The organism is Aminiphilus circumscriptus DSM 16581 (assembly GCF_000526375.1).
GTDB lineage: Bacteria > Synergistota > Synergistia > Synergistales > Aminiphilaceae > Aminiphilus > Aminiphilus circumscriptus.
This window is the reverse complement of the sequence record NZ_JAFY01000002.1, coordinates 1,011,534-1,036,092: the sequence shown is the minus strand read 5'-3', so window position 1 is coordinate 1,036,092 and position 24,559 is coordinate 1,011,534. Positions and strand designations below refer to the sequence as shown.

General features: G+C 62.8%; 21 protein-coding genes and 1 pseudogene. 4 read left to right on the top strand and 18 right to left on the bottom strand.

The window, feature by feature from the left end; translation table 11 throughout:
- Positions 1–477 precede the first annotated feature (477 nt).
- Positions 478–1,932, bottom strand: a complete 1,455-nt coding sequence (locus K349_RS17825) for a class I SAM-dependent RNA methyltransferase (RefSeq protein ID WP_026368832.1) — start codon at positions 1,930–1,932, stop codon at positions 478–480.
- Positions 1,933–2,050: 118 nt separating this feature from the next.
- A pseudogene (locus K349_RS19615) lies at positions 2,051–2,673 on the bottom strand (transposase); the annotation flags it as partial.
- 177 nt (positions 2,674–2,850) lie between these two features.
- Between K349_RS19615 and K349_RS0105460 the strand changes: the two are divergent.
- Positions 2,851–4,410, top strand: coding sequence for an alkaline phosphatase (locus K349_RS0105460; protein WP_051464204.1), 1,560 nt, complete (start codon positions 2,851–2,853; stop codon positions 4,408–4,410).
- Between the two features lie 308 nt (positions 4,411–4,718).
- Positions 4,719–5,843: a YibE/F family protein gene (locus K349_RS16495; protein ID WP_245588004.1), complete on the top strand. Its 1,125-nt coding sequence runs from the start codon at positions 4,719–4,721 to the stop codon at positions 5,841–5,843.
- 91 nt (positions 5,844–5,934) lie between these two features.
- Here K349_RS16495 and K349_RS0105450 read toward each other — a convergent pair whose 3' ends face one another.
- The 15 genes from K349_RS0105450 to pyrR form a co-directional block, all read right to left on the bottom strand.
- Entirely contained in the window at positions 5,935–6,486 is a 552-nt protein-coding gene (locus K349_RS0105450; RefSeq protein WP_026368829.1) for a cysteine hydrolase family protein, read from the bottom strand.
- Positions 6,487–6,692: 206 nt separating this feature from the next.
- On the bottom strand, positions 6,693–7,184 hold the full coding sequence (gene ahbB / locus K349_RS0105445) for a siroheme decarboxylase subunit beta (RefSeq protein WP_026368828.1): 492 nt from the start codon (positions 7,182–7,184) through the stop codon (positions 6,693–6,695).
- Positions 7,181–7,651, bottom strand: coding sequence for an Lrp/AsnC family transcriptional regulator (locus K349_RS0105440; protein ID WP_026368827.1), 471 nt, complete (start codon positions 7,649–7,651; stop codon positions 7,181–7,183). The genes ahbB and K349_RS0105440 overlap by 4 nt, the downstream gene beginning before the upstream one ends.
- Positions 7,648–8,619 carry a radical SAM/SPASM domain-containing protein gene (locus tag K349_RS0105435; RefSeq protein ID WP_026368826.1) on the bottom strand — a complete coding sequence of 324 codons (972 nt, stop codon included), beginning with the start codon at positions 8,617–8,619 and terminating at the stop codon, positions 7,648–7,650. Before K349_RS0105435 ends, K349_RS0105440 begins: the two co-directional genes overlap by 4 nt.
- A 24-nt stretch (positions 8,620–8,643) precedes the next feature.
- Positions 8,644–9,768, bottom strand: a complete 1,125-nt coding sequence (locus K349_RS0105430; RefSeq protein ID WP_026368825.1) for a radical SAM protein — start codon at positions 9,766–9,768, stop codon at positions 8,644–8,646.
- Positions 9,765–10,664 (bottom strand): ADP-ribosylglycohydrolase family protein, encoded by a 900-nt coding sequence (locus K349_RS0105425; RefSeq protein ID WP_026368824.1) that lies wholly within the window; start codon positions 10,662–10,664, stop codon positions 9,765–9,767. The genes K349_RS0105430 and K349_RS0105425 overlap by 4 nt, the downstream gene beginning before the upstream one ends.
- Before the next feature lie 78 nt (positions 10,665–10,742).
- A complete protein-coding gene (locus tag K349_RS0105415; protein ID WP_245588003.1) occupies positions 10,743–12,413 on the bottom strand; it encodes a formate--tetrahydrofolate ligase in 1,671 nt (556 codons plus the stop codon).
- Positions 12,414–12,580: 167 nt separating this feature from the next.
- Complete coding sequence (locus tag K349_RS17820) at positions 12,581–13,300, bottom strand: L,D-transpeptidase (protein WP_026368822.1); 720 nt, start codon at positions 13,298–13,300, stop codon at positions 12,581–12,583.
- 96 nt (positions 13,301–13,396) lie between these two features.
- A complete protein-coding gene (gene pyrE / locus K349_RS0105405) occupies positions 13,397–14,008 on the bottom strand; it encodes an orotate phosphoribosyltransferase (RefSeq protein ID WP_034264957.1) in 612 nt (203 codons plus the stop codon).
- 44 nt (positions 14,009–14,052) lie between these two features.
- On the bottom strand, positions 14,053–14,793 hold the full coding sequence (gene pyrF / locus K349_RS0105400; protein ID WP_026368820.1) for an orotidine-5'-phosphate decarboxylase: 741 nt from the start codon (positions 14,791–14,793) through the stop codon (positions 14,053–14,055).
- 163 nt (positions 14,794–14,956) lie between these two features.
- A complete protein-coding gene (locus tag K349_RS0105395) occupies positions 14,957–15,922 on the bottom strand; it encodes a dihydroorotate dehydrogenase (protein WP_026368819.1) in 966 nt (321 codons plus the stop codon).
- Positions 15,909–16,718 carry an iron-sulfur cluster-binding protein gene (locus tag K349_RS0105390; protein ID WP_026368818.1) on the bottom strand — a complete coding sequence of 270 codons (810 nt, stop codon included), beginning with the start codon at positions 16,716–16,718 and terminating at the stop codon, positions 15,909–15,911. Before K349_RS0105390 ends, K349_RS0105395 begins: the two co-directional genes overlap by 14 nt.
- Complete coding sequence (locus K349_RS0105385; RefSeq protein WP_245588002.1) at positions 16,711–18,069, bottom strand: dihydroorotase; 1,359 nt, start codon at positions 18,067–18,069, stop codon at positions 16,711–16,713. The genes K349_RS0105390 and K349_RS0105385 overlap by 8 nt, the downstream gene beginning before the upstream one ends.
- Positions 18,066–18,998, bottom strand: coding sequence for an aspartate carbamoyltransferase catalytic subunit (locus K349_RS0105380; RefSeq protein ID WP_026368816.1), 933 nt, complete (start codon positions 18,996–18,998; stop codon positions 18,066–18,068). The genes K349_RS0105385 and K349_RS0105380 overlap by 4 nt, the downstream gene beginning before the upstream one ends.
- The gene (gene pyrR / locus K349_RS0105375) at positions 18,995–19,552 is read right to left on the bottom strand and encodes a bifunctional pyr operon transcriptional regulator/uracil phosphoribosyltransferase PyrR (protein WP_026368815.1); all 558 of its coding nucleotides are present in this window, start codon (positions 19,550–19,552) and stop codon (positions 18,995–18,997) included. The genes K349_RS0105380 and pyrR overlap by 4 nt, the downstream gene beginning before the upstream one ends.
- 395 nt (positions 19,553–19,947) lie before the next feature.
- Between pyrR and K349_RS0105365 the strand changes: the two genes are divergently transcribed.
- Entirely contained in the window at positions 19,948–20,262 is a 315-nt protein-coding gene (locus K349_RS0105365; RefSeq protein WP_026368814.1) for a hypothetical protein, read from the top strand.
- A gap of 97 nt (positions 20,263–20,359) precedes the next feature.
- On the opposite strand, the gene gdhA is transcribed toward K349_RS0105365, so the two are convergent.
- The gene (gdhA, locus tag K349_RS0105360) at positions 20,360–21,715 is read right to left on the bottom strand and encodes an NADP-specific glutamate dehydrogenase (RefSeq protein ID WP_026368813.1); all 1,356 of its coding nucleotides are present in this window, start codon (positions 21,713–21,715) and stop codon (positions 20,360–20,362) included.
- A gap of 511 nt (positions 21,716–22,226) precedes the next feature.
- Between gdhA and K349_RS0105355 the strand changes: the two genes are divergently transcribed.
- The gene (locus K349_RS0105355; protein ID WP_157367288.1) at positions 22,227–24,536 is read left to right on the top strand and encodes a right-handed parallel beta-helix repeat-containing protein; all 2,310 of its coding nucleotides are present in this window, start codon (positions 22,227–22,229) and stop codon (positions 24,534–24,536) included.
- The last annotated feature ends 23 nt before the right edge of the window (positions 24,537–24,559 follow it).

Here is a 24,559-nt window from a genome sequence, read left to right as displayed (position 1 = left end):
CCCGCCCTGTCCGGCCGCAGGGAATTCCGGAGCGGAAGAATCTTCCGAAACGCTTGTGAAAACGCTTTTTTTGCGTAGCATGCACTCTGAAAGGCTCCACCCACCGCCCCCGCGGAGGAAGGAGTGTTCGTGGACATGGCCGGAATGGGACAGGACCCGCCGGGCTTCGCACTCGCACGCGGCGCACGGCGTTGCGCTCCCGCACCTCTGCTTCTGCTGCTGCTCACGGCGACCCCGAGTGGATTCTCTCCGCCTCACGGAACGACCTGTTCAGCCTGCTCCGCTTCTTCTCGGGCTTTTCCTTCGCTGGAATCCATCTGGACCTGGGGCCGGACTCGCTCGAGGAGGCAGAAACGCGACGGGAAGCGCTGTTCGGGGATCTTCTCGCCACACTCCGGATGAAGGCGGCAGCCACGCGTACCGCCATCGAGGACCTGTTTCGCAAGGGGACGGCCATCTGGAGGAAGCGACGCTTTCTCAGCGCTCCAGCAGGGCCAGCACCTCCACGGCGTCGGTGCGGGGAAAGAAGTCGTAGGGGAGAAGGCGCGCCACGCCGAAGCCCAGCGCCTCGAAGAGGCGCAGATCCCGGGCGAGCGTGCCGGGACTGCAGGCCAGGTAGGCCATGCGCTGGGGGCGACAGGCGGCGAGCCCCTCCGCAAGGCCCGGTTCGAGCCCGGACCGGGGGGGATTTGCGTAGACGAGGCGCCGGTCGGGAGGCGCCGCCTCCAGCCACGGACGGATCTGGGGAAGGCGCGCCGCGCAGGTTCCGCGCAGGAGCGTGATCCCCGGGGCGTTCTTGGCGGCGCAGTCGAGGGCCTCTCGGGAGGTCTCCACGCCGAGGGCTTCGGCGCCCCGGGCGCGCCACAGGGCGAGGCTCGCCCCGATGCCGCAGTAGAGGTCCGCCACGCGGTCCCCGGGCTCGGGACGGAGAAAGTCCGCCGCCGCCGCGAGGGACGCATCGTGCAGCTCCGGAAGAAGCTGGGCGAAGGCCGTCGGACCGTGGCGCAGCCCCCGCTCGTCCCTGGAGCGGGGCGTTCCCCAGAGAAGGCGCCACCCGTTCCTGGCGAAAAGGCGCACCCCCGCCGCGGGATGCAGGTGCAGCCAGAGCCCGTCTCCGCCCGCCGCCGCGAGGGAATCCCGGAGCCGCGGAAGCCCCAGGGCCGCGTCGCCGGGATCGCGGGCGCTCTTGAGAACGAGCGTGGCCTGCCCGCCCGAGAGGACGACGAAGGCCAGAGGCAGCGCTCCTCCGGGGTCCGCAGCGGAGAGGGCGTCGCCGAGGAGGCGCAGCACCGCCTTCACCCGGAGGGAATGGAGCGGGCAGTCCATCAACGAGACGAAAGGGCGTGCGCGGCTCCCGCCGGCCCGCCGATGTGCGTCGCGACGGTCGGCGGTCCCCTCCATGCCGAAGCGCCACCCCGCCTCGGGGTCGTGGCGCGCCGCAAGGGCAACCCGGTCCCGGTAGGCGAGCTGCCGCTCCGGTGGGGCCGTCACCAGCGGAGCCAGGCGTTCCGCCCAGGGAGCGAGAGCCCGGCGCGCCCGGGCGACCTTACGCTCTTCCAACGCGGCGGAAGAAAGCCGCCCCGCGAGGCATCCGAGGCAGGCGGGGTCGCACCCCTCGAAGGACGGAAGGGCCTCGCCGGAAGGGCCGCCCGAAGACATCCCGGCGCCACCTTCCACAGCATCCCGGAAATTCCGGGAGTCCAACCCGGACGGCCCCGTTCCGTCCGCGTTGCCGGCACCGCAGGCGCACTCCGCCGGGGTGTCCGACGCCGCCTCATAGGCCGTCATTGTCCGTCCGCATCGCCTGCTGCTTCGTTCTCCCCGCCGCACCGCCTCCACACCCGGCGGCGCACTCTCCCGCGCCCGCCCCGGAGGAGCCGTCTTCTCCGTTTCGCCGTGTCGTTCCGTCGAGCCCGTTTCTTTGGGAGTCATCGTCGTTTCCCGCCTCGTTCAGGGTTGTGCTCTGTCCGGATGTTCAAAAGGGTCCTCTGTCGGGCCCCTGGTCCTTCCCGTGACAAAGTTTTGTTCTATTCTAAAAGATTTGTGGCAACCGGCAGCTTGTGGTTGCCTCGAACGTTTTGACCTGTTTGCAGCGAAGCCCCAGTTTCCTGCGAATCCGTTTGATCCGGTGAACTCCAATGTGAACGCCGTGGCAGGCAAGCTCTTTCTGCAGACGTTCCGGACCGTAGGTTTCTTCCGTTCTTTTATGAGCCGCTATGATTTCGAGTTCGAGCCGTTTTTCCTCTTGATTCCGGGGAGAATCCGGTCGTTTCAGCCAGGCGTAGTAGCCACTGGTTGAAACCTCCAGAACCCGACATAGCCGAGGAACCGGATACTTCGATCGAAACCGCCTGATTACCGCGTACCGGGCAGCGACTCCCAGGCAAAGTACGCTGCGGCTTTTTTTAAGATATCGCGCTCCTGTTTTACTTGAGCAAGCTCTCGTTTGACGCGCTCAAGCTCCTCCTCAACCTGAGTGAGAGGCCGCTGCTCGCCGCCAATATCGGAAAGTTTTCCGGCCTTGTACGCTCTCACCCAGTTTTCCAGGGTCGACTTGGGCAGGGAGAGTTGACGCGATGCTTCATATGCTGTCAAGCCGCCTTCAATGATCATGTTGACGGCTTCATGCCGAAATTCTTTCGAATAGCGACCGTTCGTTGCGTTCTTTGCCATTCAGACACCTCCGTTTTGGTTGGATAGTAACTTTGGTGTCCGATATTTTCAACGTACCTCACCCTTGTTGCGGTTGAAGTGTAAATCCATCGGACAAATGACACGGTTTTTTCTCGGCCTTGTTACATGGCGCTGGTACGCTTTTCCCGAACAACCATTTTGAGGAGGGTGAGCGTAGTGAAGCGACATCTCAAGGGAATCGGCGTGGTGATGGCAACGATGTTTCTGCTCTGCGGAGCCGCATGGGGGGCTTCGGGGCAGACGACGAACAACGAGTGGAAAGGCGAGCAGGCCAAGTATGTCTTTCTGTTCATCGGTGACGGCATGGCTCTGCAGCAGGTGAACGCCGCGGAAATCTACCGCGGGTCAGGTTCCGTCGAGGGCGGCAACGCCAATCCCAGCATCAAGAAACTTTCCTTCACCCAGTTCCCCGTTCAGGGCATGATCACTACCTATTCGTCGAACTCCTTCATCACCGATTCGGCCCCTGCGGCGACATCACTGGCCTCGGGCTACAAGACGGACAACGGTGTTATCGGCATGGATCCCGGCAAGACAAAGAAATTCACCACCGTAGCCCAGATGGCCCGCGACAAGGGACAGAAGGTAGGCATTCTCACCTCCGTGTCGCTGAACCACGCAACCCCCGCATCCTTCTACGCCTCCGTCCCTTCCCGGAACGACTACTACGGCATCGCGCTCCAGATGTTCGATAGCAATTTCGACTTCTTCGGCGGCGGCGGCATTCACAAGGCCAAGGGCAACAAGAAGGAGGAACCCCAGCCCGACGCGTACGAACTGGCTGCCTCCAAGGGATACAAGGTCGTCCGAACCCGGGAGGAGATCCTGGCCCTCAAGCCCGGCGACGGAAAGATCATCGCGGTAAACCCCGTTCTCGACGCGGACAGCGCCATGCCCTACGACATCGACCGTACCGATAAGGAACTTTCTCTCGCGGAGTTCACGAAAAAGGCCATTGAGCTTCTCGACAACCCCAAGGGTTTCTTCATGATGGTCGAGGGAGGCAAGATCGACTGGGCCTGCCACGCCAATGACGCCGCCACGGCCATTCAGGACACCTTCGCCTTTGCCGACGCAGTGCAGGAAGCGGTGCTCTTCGCGGAAAAGCATCCCAACGAGACGCTCATCGTCGTTGTGGGAGACCACGAGACGGGCGGCATGAGCATCGGCTTCGCCGGAACTCAGTACGAGACTTTCTTCAACAAGATCGGCTTCCAGAAGGAATCCTACCTCGCCTTCGACAAGCGCGTGGCGGACTTCAGAAAGAACAACGCCCCCGACAAGGCCTCCTTCGACGCATTCTTCCCCCAGATCACGGAAGTCTTCGGCCTCACCAACCTGCCCGCCGACGAAGCGAAGACGCTGGAAGAAAAGGCCAAGGGCGGCGACAAAGAGGCGAAAAAGCTTCTCGCCATGAATCTCTCCGAACTCGAACTCCAGCAGCTTCAGGATGCCTTTGCCCGGAGCATGAAGGGTGAGCAGGAGCGCTCCAAGGACGAGCAGACCTATCTTCTCTACGGCGGCTACGAGCCCCTCACTGTCAAGACGACCCATATTCTGAACCAGAAGGCGGGCATCGGCTGGACATCCTACGCCCACACGGGAATTCCCGTTCCTCTCTTCGCCATGGGTGTGGGCGCGGAACTTTTCCTCGGCTACTATGACAACACCGACGTGGCCTGGAAGACCATGTCCATCCTTGGCGTGAAGCACTAAGGAAGCTTTGAATAAAGGCCTTTCGCTTTCTCTTGAGATTCGGGTCGCATCAGGCTCTGCGAGGCGCCCTGCGGGGCTGACGCAGCCTTATTCAGAGATTCCCTAACTAGCCGGTCGCTCGAAGGGAGCTCCACCGCTCCCCGAAAACAAAACGACGCACCTTCCTCCCTCCGGCGCCGAAAAGGCCACCCGGGTGGAGAAGGAACAACCAAACGCAATAACGACAGACGAAAGGACGGCCCAAAGGCATCGAACGTCGCCTTCGGGCCGTCCTTCGGTTACATCCACTCTCCGGGAGGGATCGCTTCGTGGGAACCACGCGAAAGGACATGCTCTTCGTGCTTTTTCTGGCGCTGCTCACTGCCGGACTCGCCCTTCTGCCCTCGGGATTCGGGGGGCGTTCCGAAGGAACGGGCGGAGCCGAACGAGAAAAAGCGCTGATCCTCCAAACCGACGATTCGAACATGCGGCAGTTCAGCATTGTCCGAACCGGCGATCAGGGACTCACCATCCGCGTTCTTTCAGGCCGTTTCGCCGGGCAGGAACTGGAGGCAGTGAATCACCTCATGGGGCGACTGGAGTTGGACAAGGTTTTCGCGCCCGGGGACAAGGCCTTCGTCGTCCTGGATCCCGACGAGAGCGGCAGTGCCGTCGCCAAGGCGAACGTGCTGGATTTCTATCGCATGGACATCGAACTAGTCGTTCTGGCTCTGTTCAGTCTTTTCCTTCTGGTCTTCGCGGGATGGACCGGAGCGAAGGCGCTTCTGTCCTTTCTCTTCACTGCTCTGATGATCTGGAAGGTCTTCCTGCCCGGGATGTTGCGGGGATGGGATCCGGTCCTCACCTCTCTGGGGGTCGTGGCGGCTCTCACGGCAGCCATCATCCTTCTCGTGGGAGGCATGAACAGACGCGGCGCGGTGGCTTTCGCGGGCTCCATGGCTGGAATCGGCATCACCTGCGTCCTCGCTCTTGTCTTCGGCTCCGCCTTTCGCATTCACGGCGCGGTGAAACCCTTCTCGGAGACACTTCTCTACAGCGGTTTCGCCCATCTGGACTTGACAAAGATCTTCCTCGGGGGAATTTTTCTCGCCTCTTCCGGAGCCGTCATGGATCTCGCCATGGATGTGGCAGCGGCCATGACGGAGATTCGAAGCAAGAATCCGAACATCACCAGAAAAGAGCTCGTTCTCTCAGGCTTTTCCGTGGGACGCGCCGTGGTGGGCACCATGACGACAACACTCCTCCTGGCCTACACGGGAAGCTATTCGAGCCTGCTCATGGCCTTCATCGCCCAGGGAATTCCCCTGGCGAACATCCTGAACATGCAGTACGTGGCGGCGGAGATCCTCAACACCCTCGTGGGCAGCTTCGGCCTGGTTACCGTGGCACCTCTCACCGCCCTCGCCGGTGGACTCCTTCTCGTCGGAAAATAGGCAAACGCACGAGGCGGCATCCCCCCAAAAGGGCACCGCCTCGTAAAAAAGCGTTTTCGGAAGTGCGGAGAACATCCCGGCGGCGGAAACGCTACGCCCGCTCCCGCAGAAGCTCCGTCGTGGAGATCACCCTGGCGAAGGGCGACGCAAGAGCCGCAAGAAAGGCGGCCTGCACCTGTGCCGCCTCCACCAAAACGTCTCCGAAGCGGAGATTTCGCGTCGCACAGGCATCGCCCACCACGACACAGCGAAATCCGAGGTCGAAGGCCGCCCGAACGGTGGTGTCAATGCACATGTGGGTCATGGCTCCGCAGAACACAATTTCCTCCACGTCGTTCTCCCGAAGAAGGTCCGCCAGCGTCGTTTCCCGAAAACTGTTGGGAAAGTGCTTTTCCAGCACCGGTTCTCCCTTCAGGGGCACCACGATTTCGGCGATGTCCGCCCCCGCCGTGCCGGGAAGAAAGAAGGTCGATCCCGGACGCGTCGCCACATGTCGTATGTGAAAGGCCGGCGCAGCCGTCCTCCGGAAAGACGCGAGCACCTCCGCCGCGTTCCGGGCCGCCTCCTCCATTCCCGCCAATTCCATGCTCCCTCCCGGAAAATAATCGTTCTGCACATCCACCAGGACCAACCCGCAGGCCATACGCATCCCCCCCCTTGTCCGTACAGGACATCTCTGAACGCAACCCGGACGAGACCTCGCCGCAACGGAGAGCCCCATACCGCACCTCCCTTGCAGAAGACCGACCCTGCGGAGTTGAAAGTACCCGCAGTTCCGCTCTCTCTCGGGCAATCCTTCGCAGTCTCGTGACAGCCTTTTACAGAACGATCCGATTCAGAAACAGCCTGCTATGCCGAGCCGTCGCCCTGGTCTCGTGCCAGCAGGCGACGGCTTTTTTTGAACTCCCGAATGGAAAAGAGGACTCGGTGTTCGGGATCTCCAAGGCGGTTCGCGAAGGCGGCGATGCTGCGCTCCACCGTATCCCTGGAGGTGCCGTGAAAGACCGTATAGAGGTTGTAGGGCCAGGTCGGGGTGGTTCCGCGACGATAGCAGTGGCTCACCTCGGACATGTTCCGGAGGAGATCCCGGAAAAGGGGAAATTGCTCCTCCTCGACGCGCCAGCAGACAAGAGCGTTGGCGGTGTACCCCGCCCGGAGATGGCGCACGGACACGCCGATACGGCGCAGGACGCCCCGCTCGCGAAGGGAGCGCACTGCGTCCAGAACCTGTTCTTCCGTGGCGTCGAGGCGGGAAGCGATCGCCGCGAAGGGACGCCGTTCCAGAGGGAATTCCCGTTGCAGCGCCTCCAAGACGCGTCGCTCGAAGAATGAAAGGATCATGACCGGCTCCCGGGAAGACGGAAGTCGGTGCGCAGCTTCCACACCTCTTGCGACGGCAGGCGCAGCGCCACGGTGCATTCCGTCTCCTCCTCGATCTCGGTGAGAACCCGGTCCAGCTCCCCGGAGGATCCGGCGTTCAGAGTGAACCAGAGCGCATAGTCTCCCTCGCGCTGGTAGTCGTGTGTCACCTCGGGATGGGCGTCCACGAGAGCCGCTACGACCTCGACGCGATCTTCCGGCACGGCGAGAGCACAGAGCACTCCCTGCATGCCGAGCGCCGTCGCATCGAAAAAGCCGCCGAAGAAGCGCACCAGGCCCGATCCGATAAGCCGCTCCATCGCTTGAAGCACCTCTTCCTCGGCAACCCCCAGCTCTTCGGCGAGGTCGGCATAGGGAACGGGAGAAAGAGGCAGTCCGTCGCCCTGAAGGCACGAGAGAAGACGGTCCTCCAGCTCGCCCGGCGTCATAACGGCATCCAGCAGAGCGGGTCCCTTCCCTGGGCATTTCCCGATTCGGCAAACGCCCGGGCGCGGCACCCTCCGCAGAGTTCGCTCCACAAACAGCCGCCGCAACCGCCAGGGTACTCCGGAGTGCGCATGGCCCGAAAAAGCGGCGCATTCCGCCAGAGGTCCTCGAAGGGCGTGTCCAACACGTTTCCGGCGACCTGGTCGAGATAGGCGCAGGGACGCACCTCTCCCGAGGGAGTCACCACACAGTAGGATTTTCCCGCGAGGCATCCTTTGCCGAAACGATGTTCCGGGGGGAGGAGCGTCGTGATCTGGGGCGCACAGACGGCCTTCACGTCCAGGGCGCCTTTCGCCGCCAAGACGGCGATCTCCTCAAGGAGCGTCCGGTATGCCTCGGGAGACTCCACGATGCCCCGGGCGTCCCGACCTCGTCCGGTGCGGACGGGGAAAAACAGATGGAGCGCCGCGGCACCCAGTCCGAGCGCCAGATCGTGCATGGCGGAAAGTTCCGACGCGTTCCAGTCGAGGAGGGTCATGTGTACCTGAAAGGGAAGGCCGAGGGAGGCACACCGGCGACAGGCCGCCACGGTGGCGTCCCAGGCGCCATCGACACCCCGGAAGAGATCGTGCGCTTTCGGGTAAACGCTGTCGAGGCTGAACCCCGCCCGGGCAAGCCCCGCTCTTTGAAGCGTCCGGGCAAGGGGCTCATCGAGGAGCGTCCCGTTGGAACCGAGAACAGGGCGCATTCCCCGGGAGGCGGTGTAACGCACCAACTCCGGAAGATCCGAGCGCAGAAGAGCCTCACCGCCGCTGAAGATGAAAAGACGAAATCCCGCCCGCGCCGCTCCGTCGATGAGCTTCTGTCCCTCCTGAAAGGAAAGTTCTCTCGGAGCGGCCTGCCCGGCGTCTCGGGAGCAATGGGGACAGGAAAGATTACATGCGTTGGTACAGTTCCAGGAAATGAGCATGACTCCTCCTCCCATCTTCTGCGGTCAGGCCGAGCGAATCTCGCCGTCCTCCAGAGGGCAGCCTCCGTCCTCGCCCCAGAAATCCCCCGTCAACGCCTCGGCCCGGGCGCGCAGGTTGCCGTTGCAGCAGTCGAACCACCGGCACTCCCGGCAGCGCCCTTTCACGAAGGATTTTCTGTCCCGGAGCATGATGGCAAGGGGGAACGCGCTTCTCCTCAGCGCATCCTCAAGGGATTGTTCCGGGAAACGGCCGAGCGGATGCCCCCAGGAAAACTGATCGGGAAAGAGGAACCCGTCCCACCGGAGGGAAACGATGTGCTCACCGCTCCGGTTACCCCCGCTTCGTCGCAGGAGTTCCAACACCGCGCCGGCCCTTTCCTTCTCGCCCCGCCGCAACAGGGAGAGCGCGAAGAAAATGCCGTCCGCGGCATTGTCCACCGTGAGGACTTCCAGATCCGGCGCCCCTTCGGCAAGGGCCGCAAGACGGGTCAGCGCAGCACGGGTTTCACTCCGGGAGAGCATCTCCGCCCGGTCCGCCGCACCCCGCCCCGCGGGAACGAAATGATAGACGCAAAGGCGTGCCGCATTCCATTGCCCCGCAAGGGAGAACACCGCCTCCAGCGCCCCCGCGGTGGAGCGGGCGAGGGTGAAGCGCAAGCCCGTGCGAACTCTCGCCTCGGTGAGGGCGACGATACCCCGCTCGGCACGGCGGAACGCACCCCGTACACCCCGGAAGGCATCGGAAGTGCGCTCGTCACCGTCGATGCTCACTCCGGCGTAGACGATGCCCGCATCGCCGAGACGCCGTGCGGTTTCTCCATCGATGTGTACGCCGTTGGTCGAGAGGGCGACCCGCAGGCCTCTGCGCCGAGCCTCGTCGAGGATCGTCCAGAATCGGGGATGGAGCAGCGGCTCGCCTCCCGAGAGAAGCAAAACCGGCACGCCCAGCGCGGCGAGTTCATCCAGAAGGCGCCGCTCTTCCTGCGGCGTCAGCTCACCCCGATCCTCCGTTGCGGCGTAACAGTGACGGCAGCGGAGATCACACCGGGGCGTGAGGTGCCACACCACCACGGGAGCCCCTGGCCTGGAAAAACGAAGCCCGTCTCCTCCGCCGGAACGGCCGAGGAGAAACCGCGTCACGGGAATCATGCGTCCCTCTCCTCTCCTGAAAATTCCCCAGAGAAGAGCCGCTCCATCTTGTCCTCTTTCTCCTCTTCTGCGTCCTTTTTCCCGGCGAGGGCGACGAAAAGGGGGAAAGTGCGCCAATGCGGCAGAAAACGCGCCGCAAAGGCCGCGGTCACCCGGAGCAGTTCCTCCGGGAGCAACGCGAGCGCCTGCAGGGCCATGGCCTCGGGAATGCCTCCGTACCACGCCTCCGCCACCGCTCCGGCGATGCACGCCTGGGTGTCCGCGTCGCCGCCGAGGGAAATGGCCTTGCGGACCGCATCCTCGAAACTTGTGGATTCCAGAAAGGCGAGCAGCGCCTCGGGAACGCTTCCGGGACAGGTGGCGTCGAAGGTGTAGCTCTGGCGGACAAGGGAGAGAGGGCGGGACAGATCGTAGCCGAAGCGTTCCTGCAGAAAAGAGGCGATCCCGTCGCGAGAGACGCTTTTCCTGGCGAGAAACACCGCAGCGGCCACGGCCTGGGCGCCCTTGATCCCCTCGGGATGCCCATGACTGGGCGCCGCGCTCCGCCGGGCACCGTCGAGAACCTCTTCAAGCGTCTCGAAAGCGTATCCGACAGGACTGACACGCATGGCCGATCCGTTGCCGAAACTGCCCCCGGGAACCCCCTCGCCTCTGAGCCAGGCGCGGAAGGATCTTCCGAAACCGCACTCGGGATAGCGCGAGCCGTACTCGCGAAAAAAAGCCGCGTACCGCTCCTCCGTGTCCCTCCCGGAGAGGAACGTCGCCGCCACGGCGACGGTGAGAAGTGAATCGTCGGTAAAGCACGTTCCCGCTCCGAAGAGAGGAACATCCTCCCGTTTGACGGGGCGTCGTTCGAAGGGAGAGCCGAGAATATCGCCGACCAGTGCTCCAATCATGGAAGAGACCGCACCTTCCCGAAATGGGAAACGGCGCGTGCACACGCGCCGTTTCTTCACTTCTCTCGACGAGACCGCCTAGAACAGCCCTGTGATGTTGCCTTCGGCGTCGATGTCGATGTTCTCCGCGGCGGGGCGCTTGGGCAAGCCCGGCATGGTCATGATGGCGCCGCAGATGGGGACGACGAAGCCCGCTCCCGCGGAGAGCCGCACTTCCCGCACGGTGACGCGGAATCCCCTGGGGCGTCCCTTCAACTCCGCGTCGTCGGAGAGAGACATCTGCGTCTTTGCCATGCACACCGGAAGCGTTCCGTACCCTCGGGTCTCCAGCTCCTCCAGCGTCTTCGCCGCACCGGGGGTGAAGTCCACCCCGTCCGCACCGTAGACGCTCGTCGCGACGCGGAGAATTTTCTCCCGAAGAGGCAGCTCGGAATCGTAGAGAGGGCGATAGGTCTCACCCCTGTCGATGGCCGCCAGGACTTCACGGGCGAGCTCCAGTCCACCCTCGCCTCCCTTTTCCCACACCTCGGAGAGAGCGATGCGTGCACCACGCCCCTCCGCGGTGCGGCGTACAAGAGCAAGCTCCGCGTCGGTGTCTGTGATGAAGCGGTTCAGAGCGACCACCACGGGAACGCCGAACTGGTTCAGGTTGTCCAGATGCGCCTCCAGGTTCTCGATACCCCTTTCCAGGGCAGGCAGGTTTTCCTCCCGGAGCGCCTCCTTCGCGACACCGCCGTGGAGCTTCAGCGCCCGCACGGTGGTGACGAGGACCACCGCCGAGGGGTGGAATCCACCATAGCGGCAGGCGATGTCCATGAATTTCTCTCCGCCGAGGTCGGAGGCGAATCCAGCCTCGACCACGGCGTACTCCGCAAGTTTGAGGGCCATCTTGGTGGCCGCCAGGGAGTTCGTGCCGTGAGCGATGTTGGCGAAGGGGCCGCCGTGGACGAAGGCGGGAACGTGTTCGATGGTCTGTACCAGGTTCGGATTCAGCGCCTGCTTCAGGAGGGCCGCCATGGCTCCCGCCGCCTTGAGATCCGCCGCGGTGACGGGAGTGCCGCTCCGGCTGTATCCCACGACGATGCGGCCGAGGCGCTCCTTCAGGTCCGTCAGATCCCGGGCAAGGCAAAGGATGGCCATGACCTCCGAGGAAACGGTGATGTCGAAGCCGGACTCCCGGGGAATACCGTTGGCCTTGCCGCCGAGGCCGAGAACGATGTTCCGGAGCGCCCGCTCGTTCATGTCCATCACGCGGCGGAACACGATCCTTTGGGGGTCCAGATCGAGGGCGTTTCCCTGTTGCAGGTGGTTGTCCAGCATGGCGGCCAGGAGATTGTGGGCCGCGCCCACGGCGTGAATGTCCCCCGTGAAGTGAAGATTGATCTCTTCCATGGGCAGCACCTGGGAATAGCCGCCTCCGGCGGCACCTCCCTTGACGCCGAAACAGGGACCGAGCGAGGGCTCCCGCAGACAGATCATCGCCTTTTTCCCCAGTTTCACCAGTGCCTGGGTGAGACCGATGGTGTTGGTGGTCTTCCCCTCTCCGGCGGCGGTAGGCGTCGTGGCGGTGACGAGGATGAGCTGCCCGTCGGGACGGTCCGCAAGAGTCTTCATGAACCGGAGATCGACCTTCGCTTTGTCGTGCCCATAGGGAATGAGATACTCTGTGGGAATACCGAGCTTCGCCGCGATCTCCCCGATGGGCTTCAGCTTTGCCGCCTGTGCGATTTCCAGATCCGACAACACCATGTACAAACCCCTCCCTGAACGTTCGGCTCTCGTCTCGCCTCACCTCGCTTCGCCGTCATCCCGTTGACGACGACGAAAAGGGCCGCGGAATGTCTACACCGCAGCCCATGATACCATGAAAGAAAAAACCCCCGAGGGGGAATTTCCGAAATGGCGGAAGCCGCCGCTCAGGGTTCGATGACCACTCTGGCCTTGAGGGCGAGACGGGCCTTCACTTCCTCCACATGATCGTTGCGGAGACGAATGCATCCTTCGGTAATCATTTTGCCGATGGAGGACGGATCATGGGTACCGTGAATGCCGATGCCCTTCCATCCCGTCTTGAGCCGGATGAACCAGGGACCGTAGGCGCCGGCGATGGGGCCCTTGCCGTCTCCGAAGTCGTGAACCCAGGCGGAGGAGTTCTGGATCTGTTCCACCGAAAACTCCCCCTCGGGAGTGCGTCGGTCTCCCACCCGGGCCTTGTTGCCGGGGTTTTCCCCTATGGCGATGGGATACGTCTTCACGAGCTGGTTTCCCTTGTACAGGTGCAGGGAATAAGTACTCTTCACGATACGGATCCAGTAGCTCTCCTTTTTGCCCTCCACCACGGCACCGAGGGGCACGTCGGGCGAAGCGGGAAGACCCGCGGCGATCCTGTCCGGCTGCGCGTCGGAGGAAAGCACGACGGACGGAGCGGAAACGGCCCCGTCTTCCGCCGACGGCACCCCGGCGTTCCGTGCCGCCGTGAGCAAGCCGTAGACCCTGCTTCCTCCGTAGAACACCCCCGCCAGCACACACAGCACAATCATCAGGGAGAGAACTCCCCGGCCTCGTCGCACTCCCGTCGCCCGGGAGGGGCGAAGCGACGCGCTCCCGGCGGAAAATCCGTTTCTCTGCTGCACCATGCCGCATCTCCTCCTCCGGAATCTCTCCTCCGTCCTCAATGCCGTCGAAGAGCCCTCTTAGTCTGGCAGAAGAGGCGGCATTCGTCCATCCGCCGTTTATCGCTTTCCGGTCCGGCTTCCGGGCTTGACAAGGGGAAGTCCCTGGACACAGAGAGGACAGGACGCAGGCTCATAGACGGGAAATGAGACCCGAAGCAGACTCGTGAGGGAATGCGGAAAAGCGGCGCGTCCCGCGCTCCGGTCGACGATACACCCCGAGCCGACCCAGTCGGCCCCTCCCTGGGCGAAATGCTCCCCCACCTCACGAAGGGAGCCGCCCGTGGTGACCACATCCTCCACAACCACGACCCTCACCTTTCCCGGGTGGGCAAAACGGCGAAGCACCATGCGCCCCTCCTCGCGCTCGCAGAAGAGAAAGGGCACACCGAGAGCCCGGGCCGTCTCATGGCCGATGAGAAGCCCGCCAAGGGCCGGTGCCGCCACAAGGTCGGGCTTGAGGTGCGCCAGTGCCCGGGCCAGACGCACCCCTGCAAAAGCCGCGTGCTCGGGATAGCGCAGAAGAAGCGCGCACTGCATGTAACTGCCGCTATGAAGCCCTGAGGTCAGAAGAAAATGTCCCGAGAGAAGCGCTCCGGTCTCCACGAAGAGTTTCTGGAGCTGTGCTTCGTCGTCGGAACCGCGAGAACAGGAATCACTACCGCAGGCCATACCCTCGTGACAATGACAACCGTCGCTGGACTCTTCTCTGCCGTTCATCGTGTTTCCGCCTCCTCCATGTCGCGCTGCAGTTCCTTCCAGGTCAGGACTGGATCCTCCGCCGCCAGGAGCGGACGTCCCACCACGAGATAGTCCGCACCGTTCCGAACGGCGATTCCCGCCGAGGCGGTGCGTTTCTGGTCGTCTCCTCCCGCGACCGGGCGGATTCCGGGCACGACGGTCAGAAGCGCTCCTCCCACAGCCTGTCGGACCGCTTCCAACTCCCTTGGAGAGCAGACAAGACCGTCCACGCCCGCATCGGCGCAAAGCCGGGCCCGCAAGACCACCGTTTCGGCCACGGAGCCGCCCCCACCGACACTCTTCCAGGTCGCGTCGTCCACGCTGGTCAACACGGAGACGCCCAAAAGATGCATGGCGCTCCCCGCCGCATCCCGGGCATTCGCCGCAGCGACAAGCATCTCGCGACCGCCTCCGGAGTGAAGCGTCAACGCCCAGAGCCCCAGGCCCGCAAGGGCGTCCACGGCACCCGCGACGGTGTTGGGAATATCGTGCAGTTTCAGGTCGAGAAAGACCTTGTACCCATCCCGTACCAATCCTTCCACGAACCGCCGTCCCTCAAGGGCAAAGAGGCGGGGACCCACCTTCACGTACTCGAGGGGGACACACGCCCCGGCATTTGTTCCGCAAACCATTTTTTCGAGAAAACGCAGCGCCGCCTCTCCCGTCGGGAGATCCAGCGCCGCAATGATCTTCGCTATCCCATGCCCGTTGCTCATGCGTCGCACCTGCCTTTCACGGACACACGTCTCTCCATTTCCCGCCGGGAACACCACCGGCCGCCAAAGCAACGGAAAGAACCGCTCCTCGAAGAACGTTCCTCCGACGCAAGAACATCAAGGAACGACACCGGTCGAGACACCCAAGAGGAAACATGGGTGTTCACCGATATTCGGAATATTTTCTTCCCGCTCCGACGAGGTCGGAAATTTCTCCGAAGCCCGAGGATGCCGTGTAGGCGGCGAGCCCGTCCACGATTTTTCCGGGAAGATCCAGGTCCCGGAAGAGTCCCGAGCCGACCTGCACCGCCGTCGCCCCGGCGAGGAGCATTGCCGCGGCATTCTCCCAGGACGCGATGCCGCCGGAGCCGATGAGCGGCACCGTCGTCGCTCCCGCGGCCTCCCAGACGCACCGCAGAGAGAGTGGAAAGACGGCGGGGCCGGAAAGACCCGCGACGACCCGATCGAAGACGGGACGGCGCCGTTTCAGATCCATGGCGGCGCCGAGCCAGGTATTGGCCACCACCACCGCATCGGCACCGCAGTCTTCAGCAGCGCGCACCGCCGCCGCCATGTCGGGCGCCTGGGGCGTGAGCTTCACCCACAGAGGGCCGGGCCAGCGCACCCGAGCCGCTCGCACCGCCTCCCGTATGCCCTCGGGGGTCTTGCCCCAGGCCATGCCGCCGTCGGCCACATTGGGGCAGGAAAGGTTGAGTTCCACCGCCGCAACAGACGCCCCCGCACTGCGCAGGGGCGCCAAAAGGGGTTCCATCTCCGCACTTCCCGCAGGCGCCACGTTGGCGATCACGGGAATCCCCGTCGCAGCCATGCGGGGCAACTCTTCCTCCACGAAGACACGTACACCCCGGTTCTGAAGACCGATACTGTTCAGAACGCCGCAGGGAGTCTCCCAAATGCGGATGCCGGAATTCCCCTCCCGGGCTTCCAGGGTCAGTCCCTTGGAGCAGATGCCCCCGACGCCACGAAGGGTCTGAACCGGCCAGAGGGAGGGGTCCATGGGCCAGACTCCCGAGGCCAAAAGAACCGGCGAGGCCAAGGTCACGCCTCCCAAACACACGGAAAGGCGCACCCCGGGTTCGCTTTTTCCACAGACGTCATCCCAGCTCATGCCAGCGCACCTCTCTTCCGGCAAAGACAGGCCCCTCCACGCAGGCCCGGAGACGCCCCCGTTCCGTCGGAACGACACAGCCGAGACAACCGCCGTAACCGCACCCCATGCGGGTTTCGAGGCTCGCTTCGTAGGGCAGGGAGGGAGGAAGCGCCTCCGCAAGGGCAGCAAGCATTCCTGTAGGGCCACAGGCACAGATCCGCGTGTTCGGAAACGCGAGCAACGCGGAGCCTTTTTCGGAGGCGAGGAACGAGCAGGGATTTCCTTTTTCGCCGAGGCTGCCGTCATCAGAGAGAACCGTCACCTTCGAGGAACCGATTCTCGAGACACAGTGACGGACAAGTCCCTCCCAGGACGCGTCGGGAACCCCAAGGAGCACGGAACCGCCCCACCGTTCCGCCAGAAAAAGAAGCGGTGCCGCACCCACACCCCCGGCGATGCACAAAAGCCGCTCCGCTTCCTTCGGCGTGGTGAAGGGAGTACCCAACGGGCCCCGAAGCCGCAGTACACTCCCCGGCGCAAGAGCGGCGAGGCGCCGCGTTCCCTCCCCTCGGACCTGGACGAGCAGGGAGAGAACCTCACCCTGGACGCCCGCCACGGCGAGAGGCCGCAGGAGAAAAGGGTCGCTTCCCTCACCGCAGGTGACGAGCAGAAACTGCCCAGGCAGGGACTTCGCGGCGATCTCCGGAGCGTCCAGTTCCAGAAGGAGCGGCCCGCGTTCCCGGGCCGCTCCGCCCCCCAGAAAGGTGCGCGCCACCAGCCTGGCCGAGCGCTCCTCCACCGTGCCGCTACACACGCACCGCGCCTCCCTCAAGAGCGGAGAAGACGATGCTTCCCGCCACGACGGTGAGCACGGGGCGCCCCGTGAAATGTCTTCCTTTGTAGGGCGTGATGCGGGCCTTGCTCCTCCAGAGCGTGGGGTCCACCCGGAAAGCACTCTCGGGATCCACCACCGTCACATGGGCGGGAAGCCCCTCCGCAAGTCGCCCCGGAAACGCCGCGCTCTGGGGAATCAGTGCGCCGGGGCGGGAGGTCCAGAGCGCAAGCAGCCGCTCGAGAGGAACCTCCGGCTCGGCGTTCCGCCGATAGTCCAGCACCGCACCAACGGCGCATTCGTAAGAAGCGATGCCGAAATTGGCCTCCTGGAAGGGAAGATCCTTTTCATCCTCGTGCCAGGGAGCATGATCCGTGGCAATGGCATCCACGGTTCCGTCGGCGATGCCCCGCCAAAGCGCATCCCGGTCGGCGGCACTCCGCAGCGGCGGGTTCACTTTGAAGGCGGCGTTGAGATTGCTCCGAAGCACATCCTCCTCGGAGAGGACCAGGTGATGAGGCGTCACGTCGCAGGTCACATCCACTCCGTCCGCCTTGGCGGCACGGATTGCCTCCAGCGCCGCGGCGGTGCTCACATGAGTGAGGTGCACCGCACAGTTCGTCTCCCTGGCAAGAACAAGGGCGCGCAGGACGCCAAGGACTTCCGCGGAGATCGGAAACCCACGCATGCCGCTCAGGGCGGAACAGCGCCCTTCCGTCACCTGGGCGCTCTTCGTGAGATCCTTTTCCTCGGGGTGTTCCAGGACCCGCACGCCCAGATCCTTCGTATAGAGCAGGGCGTTCCGGAGCAGCCGCGCCCGCAGCACGGGAGCACCGTCGTCGGTGAAGAACACCGCCCCCGCGTCGGCCATGGCGGCGAGTTCCGCCATCTCTTCTCCCTTACGCTCCTTGCTCACGCACCCAGCGGGAAGAATACGGGCGCCTCCGGCCCGTCGCCCCCGCTCCATCACGTCCCGCACGAGCGCATCGTTGTCGAGGGGAGGCAGGGTATTGGGCATGGCCACCGCAACGGCATAGCCACCCGCCGCCGCGGCGAGGGATCCGGAGACGAGATCCTCGCACCAGGTCTGCCCGGGATCTCGGAAGTGTCCGTGCAGGTCGATGAAACCGGGGCAGATCAGAAGTCCGGAGAGGTGAAGTTCCTTCGCCCCTTCCGGGGAGGGCAGGTCCTTTCCCAGGGCACGCACGCGTCCATCCTCGAGAAGGACGTCCGTAACGCCGTCGAGAAACCGTTCCCCGTCGAAAATGCGTCCACCTTTGAGCAGCAGCGGCACTTCTCCGCCGCAGTAGTGTTCCATGCGTTCCGTGCTCATGCTTCCATTCCTCCCATGCAGAGATAGAGCAGGGCCATGCGCACCGCCACACCGCTGCGCACCTGGTCCAGGATGAGGCTGTTCGGCCCGTCCGCGACGGCGGAGGCAATCTCCACGCCGCGGTTGATGGGGCCGGGGTGCATCACGAAGGCGCCCTTCTTCGCCCGGGCCATCAGTTCCTCGTCGGCGCCCCAGCGGCGATGGTATTCGTCGTCCGTGGGATAGAGTCCCTCCAGTGCCCGCTCCTTCTGGATGCGCAGAAGGTACACCGCATCCGCGCCCTCAACGGCCTTGGCGGGGTCGGGTTCGTAGACGGCTCCGAGGGCGTCCGTCTCGAGGGGCATGAGCGTTCTCGGCCCGGAGAGGACCACCTCCGCGCCGAGAAGGCGGAAGGCCTGCACATCGCTCCGCACCACCCGGCTGTGGAGCACATCCCCCACGATGGCGACGCGAAGCCCGTCCAGGGAGCGGTTGCAGTGCTTCCACACCGTGTAGACGTCGAGCAGGGCCTGAGTGGGATGTGCGTGAGCGCCGTCACCGGCGTTGAAGACCGAGGCCTTTCGCAGCTTCTCCCTGAGATACCAGGGAACGCCGGGCATACCGTGACGGACCACCACCGCGTCGGCTCCCATGGCCTCCAGTGTCCACGCGGTATCTCGAAGCGTCTCTCCCTTGCTCGTGCTCGACCCCGAAGCGGCCCAGTTCACCACGTCGGCGCCGAGGAATTTTTCCGCCAGTTCGAAGGAGACCCGGGTGCGCGTGGAGGGTTCGAAAAAGAGGTTCACCACCAGCTTCCCCCGCAGAGCGGGCACCTTCTTGATGGGGCGGTCGAGGAGATCCTCCATGTGCACCGCCTGATCCAGCAACAGTTCCATTTCCGGTCTCGAAAGGGCATCCACGTCGAGAAGATGCCGATGCATCCAGCTCATGCCTGTTCCTCCACCTTTTCACAGATCCAGATTTCGTCGGCACCGTCGATTTCGGCGACCCGTACTTCCACCACTTCCGCCTGGGAGGTGGGCAGGTTCTTGCCCACGTAGTCCGCATGGATAGGCAGTTCCCGGTGTCCCCGGTCCACGAGCACCGCAAGCTGCACCGACGCGGGGCGTCCAAGGTCCATCAGGGCATCCAGCGCGGCCCGGACGGTGCGGCCCGTGTAGAGCACGTCGTCCACGAGGACCACTTTACGTCCCGAGAGGTCGAAAGGAACGTCCGTCCCCCGGAGAAGGGGCTGGGGATACCGCAGGGAGAGATCGTCCCGGTAAAGGGTAATGTCCAGTTTTCCCTGAGGAGGAAGCACGCCCTCGAACTTCTCCAGCAGCTTTGCGATCCGCTCCGCCAGGGGAACCCCCCTGCGTTGAATGCCCACGAGCACCACCCCGTCGAGCCCTTTGTTCCGTTCCACGATCTCGTGGGCCATGCGCCGGAGAGAGCGGTCCATCTCCTGGGCGGTCTGTACCCGGGCCTTTTCCTGCCATGTCATGGGATATCCCTCCTCATGCATAAAAAACGGTCGTGTCCTCTTCGGAAGAGAACACGACCGTTACCGATCCCACCATATGTCCGGATTTTTCTTCCGGTAAGATGCCTTCGGAAAAGCATGCCTTCGCCATCACGGCAACCGTTTTCCGAGTACAATTCCCTCTCCGCATTGCGTTTTCCTCCTTCCGGGCCTCACGGAACCCGATTAAAGGGTGCTGATCCTGGCACAATATCCTTTATCTTTCTAGCGGAAGACCCTATCATATTTCATCCATGTTTGCATGGGCCTTGAGACTCATTTTTGTAAACAGCTTCGGTCCATTCGGGCAAGAACCGATACATTCTCTGGGAAGAGGTGTTGCCTCTTTGCAATCCCTCGAAAAGGAGGTGCGAGGCATGGAACGGCGCATCGACGGCGTTACTGCAATCGCTCCTGTGGACCCCGTCAATCCGAGGCGAGTGAACCCGAAGGGACAGAAGAAGGACCCCCGGAAAAACCGTCCCTGGGATGACGTGTTCCGTGAACACTTTTCCCGAGACGAGGGCAGGGAGGATTTTCGGGACGAAGAAGACGCTCTCCAGGAAACATTCCGAAAAAAGAAAAAACAGGTCGGCCCAACTGCCTGGAATCCGGCATGGCAAAACGTGTACGCCTCCGACGAAAGCGACGGGGACGCACCTTCCGGACGACATGTGGACACCACGGCATAAGACAAAACACGCGACAGAACCGCAAAAGGGCCTCCCGAATTTCGGGAGGCCCTTGCTCGTTTCTTCCGTAACCGCAACAACAGGAAAACCGGTTCGCCTACACCAATCCCTGATCGTCCATAGCCTTGGCAACGCGAAGAAAACCCGCGATGTTGGCTCCGTTGACGTAGTTGTCCGGCGTGCCGAACTCCTCCGCCGCATCGCGGCACCGCTTGTGGATGGAGCGCATGATACCCCGGAGCTTCTCGTCCACTTCCTCGCGGGTCCAACTGAGGCGCAGGCTGTTCTGGGACATTTCCAGCCCCGAAGTGGCCACGCCACCCGCGTTGGATGCCTTGCCGGGACCGAAGAGAACACCGTGTCCCTGAAGATAGGCCACCGCCTCCGGGGTGGTGGGCATGTTCGCCCCTTCGGCCACGCACATGCAACCGTTCTCCACGAGAGCCGTCGCATCGTCCAGGTCCAGTTCGTTCTGCGTGGCACAGGGAAGAGCGATCTTCGCGGGCGCGAGCCCCCAGGGGCGCTTGCCTGGATAAAACGTCGCTGTGCGAAAACGTTCGGCGTACTCGGCGATGCGCCCTCTCCGGACGTTCTTGAGGTCCAGCAGGAAGTCGAACTTTTCTCCCCGGATACCGTCGAGGTCGATGACCGTGCCGCTCGAATCGGAACAACTGATGGGAATGCCTCCGAAATGGTTCACCTTGTCGATGGCGTACTGGGCGACATTGCCCGATCCGGAGACGAGAACCTGTTTTTCCCGGATTTCGTCGTCCCGGATGCGGAGCATTTCATCCACGAAGTAGACGAGACCGTAGCCCGTGGCCTCCGTCCGGATGAGGCTGCCGCCCCAATGAATGCTTTTGCCCGTGAGAACGCCCCCCGCGTAGATGCGGGTAAGCATCTTGTATTGTCCGAGAAGATAGCCGATCTCCCGAACCCCCACGCCGATGTCTCCGGCGGGCACATCCGTGTCGGGGCCGATGTAGTGGAACAGCTCGTTCATGAAGGCCTGGCAGAAGCGCATGACCTCGTCATCGGATTTTCCCTTGGGATCGAAGTCGCTGCCGCCCTTGGCGCCGCCGAGGGCGAGACCGGTGAGGCTGTTCTTGAAGATCTGCTCGAAGCCGAGAAACTTGAGAACGCTGAGGTTAACGGTGGGATGAAGTCGGAGGCCGCCCTTGTAGGGGCCGAGAGCGTTGGAGAACTGGACGCGGAACCCACGGTTGACCTGGTATCCTCCGTGATCGTCCTGCCAGGGAACCCGGAAAACGACGACCCTGTCAGGAACGATGAGCCGCTCGAGGATACGGTGCTCCGCATATTTCGGATATCGCTCGATGACGAGCCGCATCGACTCCAGAACTTCCAGCGCAGCCTGGTTGAACTCCTTCTGCCAGGGATACTTGGTCAATACGTCCTGGATGATTTCATCGATGTACTGATTCGCGTCCATCCTAACACCTCCCGATTCGTTTCCACGATATGCCGGAACTTCTCCCCCACATCCCGCAGCGATTCGTCCATCTCCCGACAACTCGCAAAATGCCGGAGTCCGTGTGCCATAAACCGTTGAACTTCTGGAAAAATCGCGACACTCATTATTGTGCATGCTATTCGTCGTGTCAACATGCTATGTAAATTTCCAGACAACAGCACAGGAATACGTCAACACCCCCTCCAAAATACGTATTTCGACTCTTTTACAAGGCATGACCTCCACGTAGCCAGCATTCAGGATGTTTTTTTAAAACCCTACTGAAATTCTCTTAAATCCAGTTTTTCCAGTATTTTCAAGGTATCTGCTATACTGATCACGATAGAAATCACAGAGGAAACGAGGGATCCCCTTGCGGTCTCTTCAATTTCCGAAATTTTCCGTCAATGTGCCCGCCGCATCTCTTTACGAAGAAGTCAAAATGAGGATCCTCCACACAGGCCACTTTTCCAGACGCACGAAAGAGGTCATGAAAATCCTCTTCGCCTTCCTCTGGCTGGCTTCGGCCTTTTCCTCCGCCGTTTTTGCCGAAGCGCTGGTGCGATACGTCACTCCATCCGGCGGCGGTGCGCGAAATGGCGTCGACTGGAGCAATGCCCTCGGTGAGGCGGAACTCCACGATGCGCTTGCCGCCGTGAACGCCGGGGGAGAAACAGCCTACGAATTCCGCATCGCCCAGGGGACCTACCGCCCTTCCCTGGAAATGAACCGGAACAGGACGTTTCTCCTCAAGAAAAACGTCGCTCTCTACGGCGGCTTCGCGGGAAACGAGACGGACCGGGACCAGAGGGACTGGAGGCGTCATACCACCATCCTCACGGGGGACCTCGCCGGCGATGACCTCTGCGTCGAGGGAGGAATCACCGTCAGCGCGGACTGCGTCCGCGGAGCAAACAGCAACACCGTGGTGACGATGGTCACCGGCGCCGACGCGACAACGATCCTCGACGGTTTCGTGGTCACCGGCGGAAATGCCTCCGTCTCGGGAGGAGGGTGCACAAGCGCCCAGGGAAGCCCGGTCATCCGCAACTGCGTGTTCGTGGGGAACGCCGCGAACAATTTCGGGGGCGGCATGTACACCGACACCGGCAGCCCCATGATCGAAACATGTCTTTTCTTTGGAAACCGTGCCGGTGACTACGGCGGCGGATTTTACACACACTCGGGGAAACCGGTGCTCTCGGGGTGTCTCTTTTCGGACAACACTGCGGGCAAGCGTGGCGGTGGCGCATACACCAGTTCCGGCCAACCCATTCTGGCACGCTGCACCTTCTCCGGGAACACGACTGTTGCATCCTCCGGCCAAGGCGGTGCCTTTTTTAACGAAAGCGGATCGCCTCTTCTGAAAGACTGTACTCTTCGGAACAATCTGTCCGCCAGGGGTGGAGGCGCGGCCTCCTCAGGAGGGAATTTCTCCGTCGAAAGCAGTCATTTCATGGCAAACGCCTCTTCGGGATCGAGTTCCGTCGGGGGCGCTTTTTTCCTCGCAAAGGGCACTCTCGACGCGGTGAACACCACCTTCACCAGAAACCGCGCCTCTTCGGCCGGTGGAGCGGTCTACGAGCAGAACGGCACGCTACGCCTGCGACACTGTACGTTGGTGGAAAATATCGCCGGAAACGGCGGCGGGCTGTACATTCTCGGGGGAACGGCACAACTCCGGAACAACATTCTCTGGAGCAACGACAAGGGGCAGATCCGGCATGCGGGAACCGCGCCCGTCGTGGAATACTGCATCGTCGAAGGAAATTACGGAGGCACGGGCAACAGTGGTGCCGACCCCCTGCTGGATACGCCGAACTGGAACGGCGGCCCCACCAGGACATGTGCGCTTCTCCCGGAAAGCGCCGCTGTGGCGAGGGGCATTTCCGATTCCCCGGAGGTCGTGTCGAGCGACCAACGAGGTGTTGCACGCCCCGAGGCAATCTCTCCCGACATCGGGGCCTACCAGTCCTGGCACAGAAAAATTCTCACTCTCGGCATCTCCGGCACGGGAGAAGTGGAACGCAGCCTGCCGGGGGATTCCTTCACGGAAAACCGCGAAACGAGATCTCTTCTTCCGCCGCTCGCCGCGAAAGAGGCGGACCACTTGTTCTCCGGAGTGGACCCGCGCAGAAACTCCCTGAGCTATGAAGCGGGAAGCCTGATCGGCCTTGCCGTCGCAGCGGAATACATTCCGCTCTTCGACGGATGGAGCGGCGACGTGACGGGAACGAGCCCGTCCGTGAACCTTCTTCTCGACCGAGACCGGTACGTACGGGCATTGTTCGCTCCGGGTTGGCTCGTCATCGCCGAAGCCGGTCAGGGAGGAACCATCACCCCATCGGGAAGAATACGAGGTCGATTCGGCGAGAAACAACGCTTTGCCGTTTCAGCCTCCCAGGGATATCGCATCGATGCGGTTTTTCTGGACCAGTCTCCCCTGCGTCTCTCCGTTCCCGTAGAGAGGGCGGAAACACATCTGGGCGTCAACCTCGAAGAACTCCACGGAGACCACACGCTTCGTGCCACTTTCTCTCCGCTTCCGAACGTGACAGGAACGCCGACCGGAACACCGACGTCCTTTCCATCCGTTACGCCACCCATCACCTCCGTGCCGTCCGGCACGCCGACTCCTCCCACCTCCCCCTCCCCGCCCATCTCAGAAGCTCCCGCGAGCAATGCCACCGGAGGAGGCGGCTGCCATATCGGCCCGGGAACACTGTTTCCATGGAGCATTCCCCTCGGCTTTCTCCTTCGGCGCCCGGCGTCCCGGAGGGCCGAAAAGAAGCGCCGATGACGCGAATGATCCGCTTACCGCAT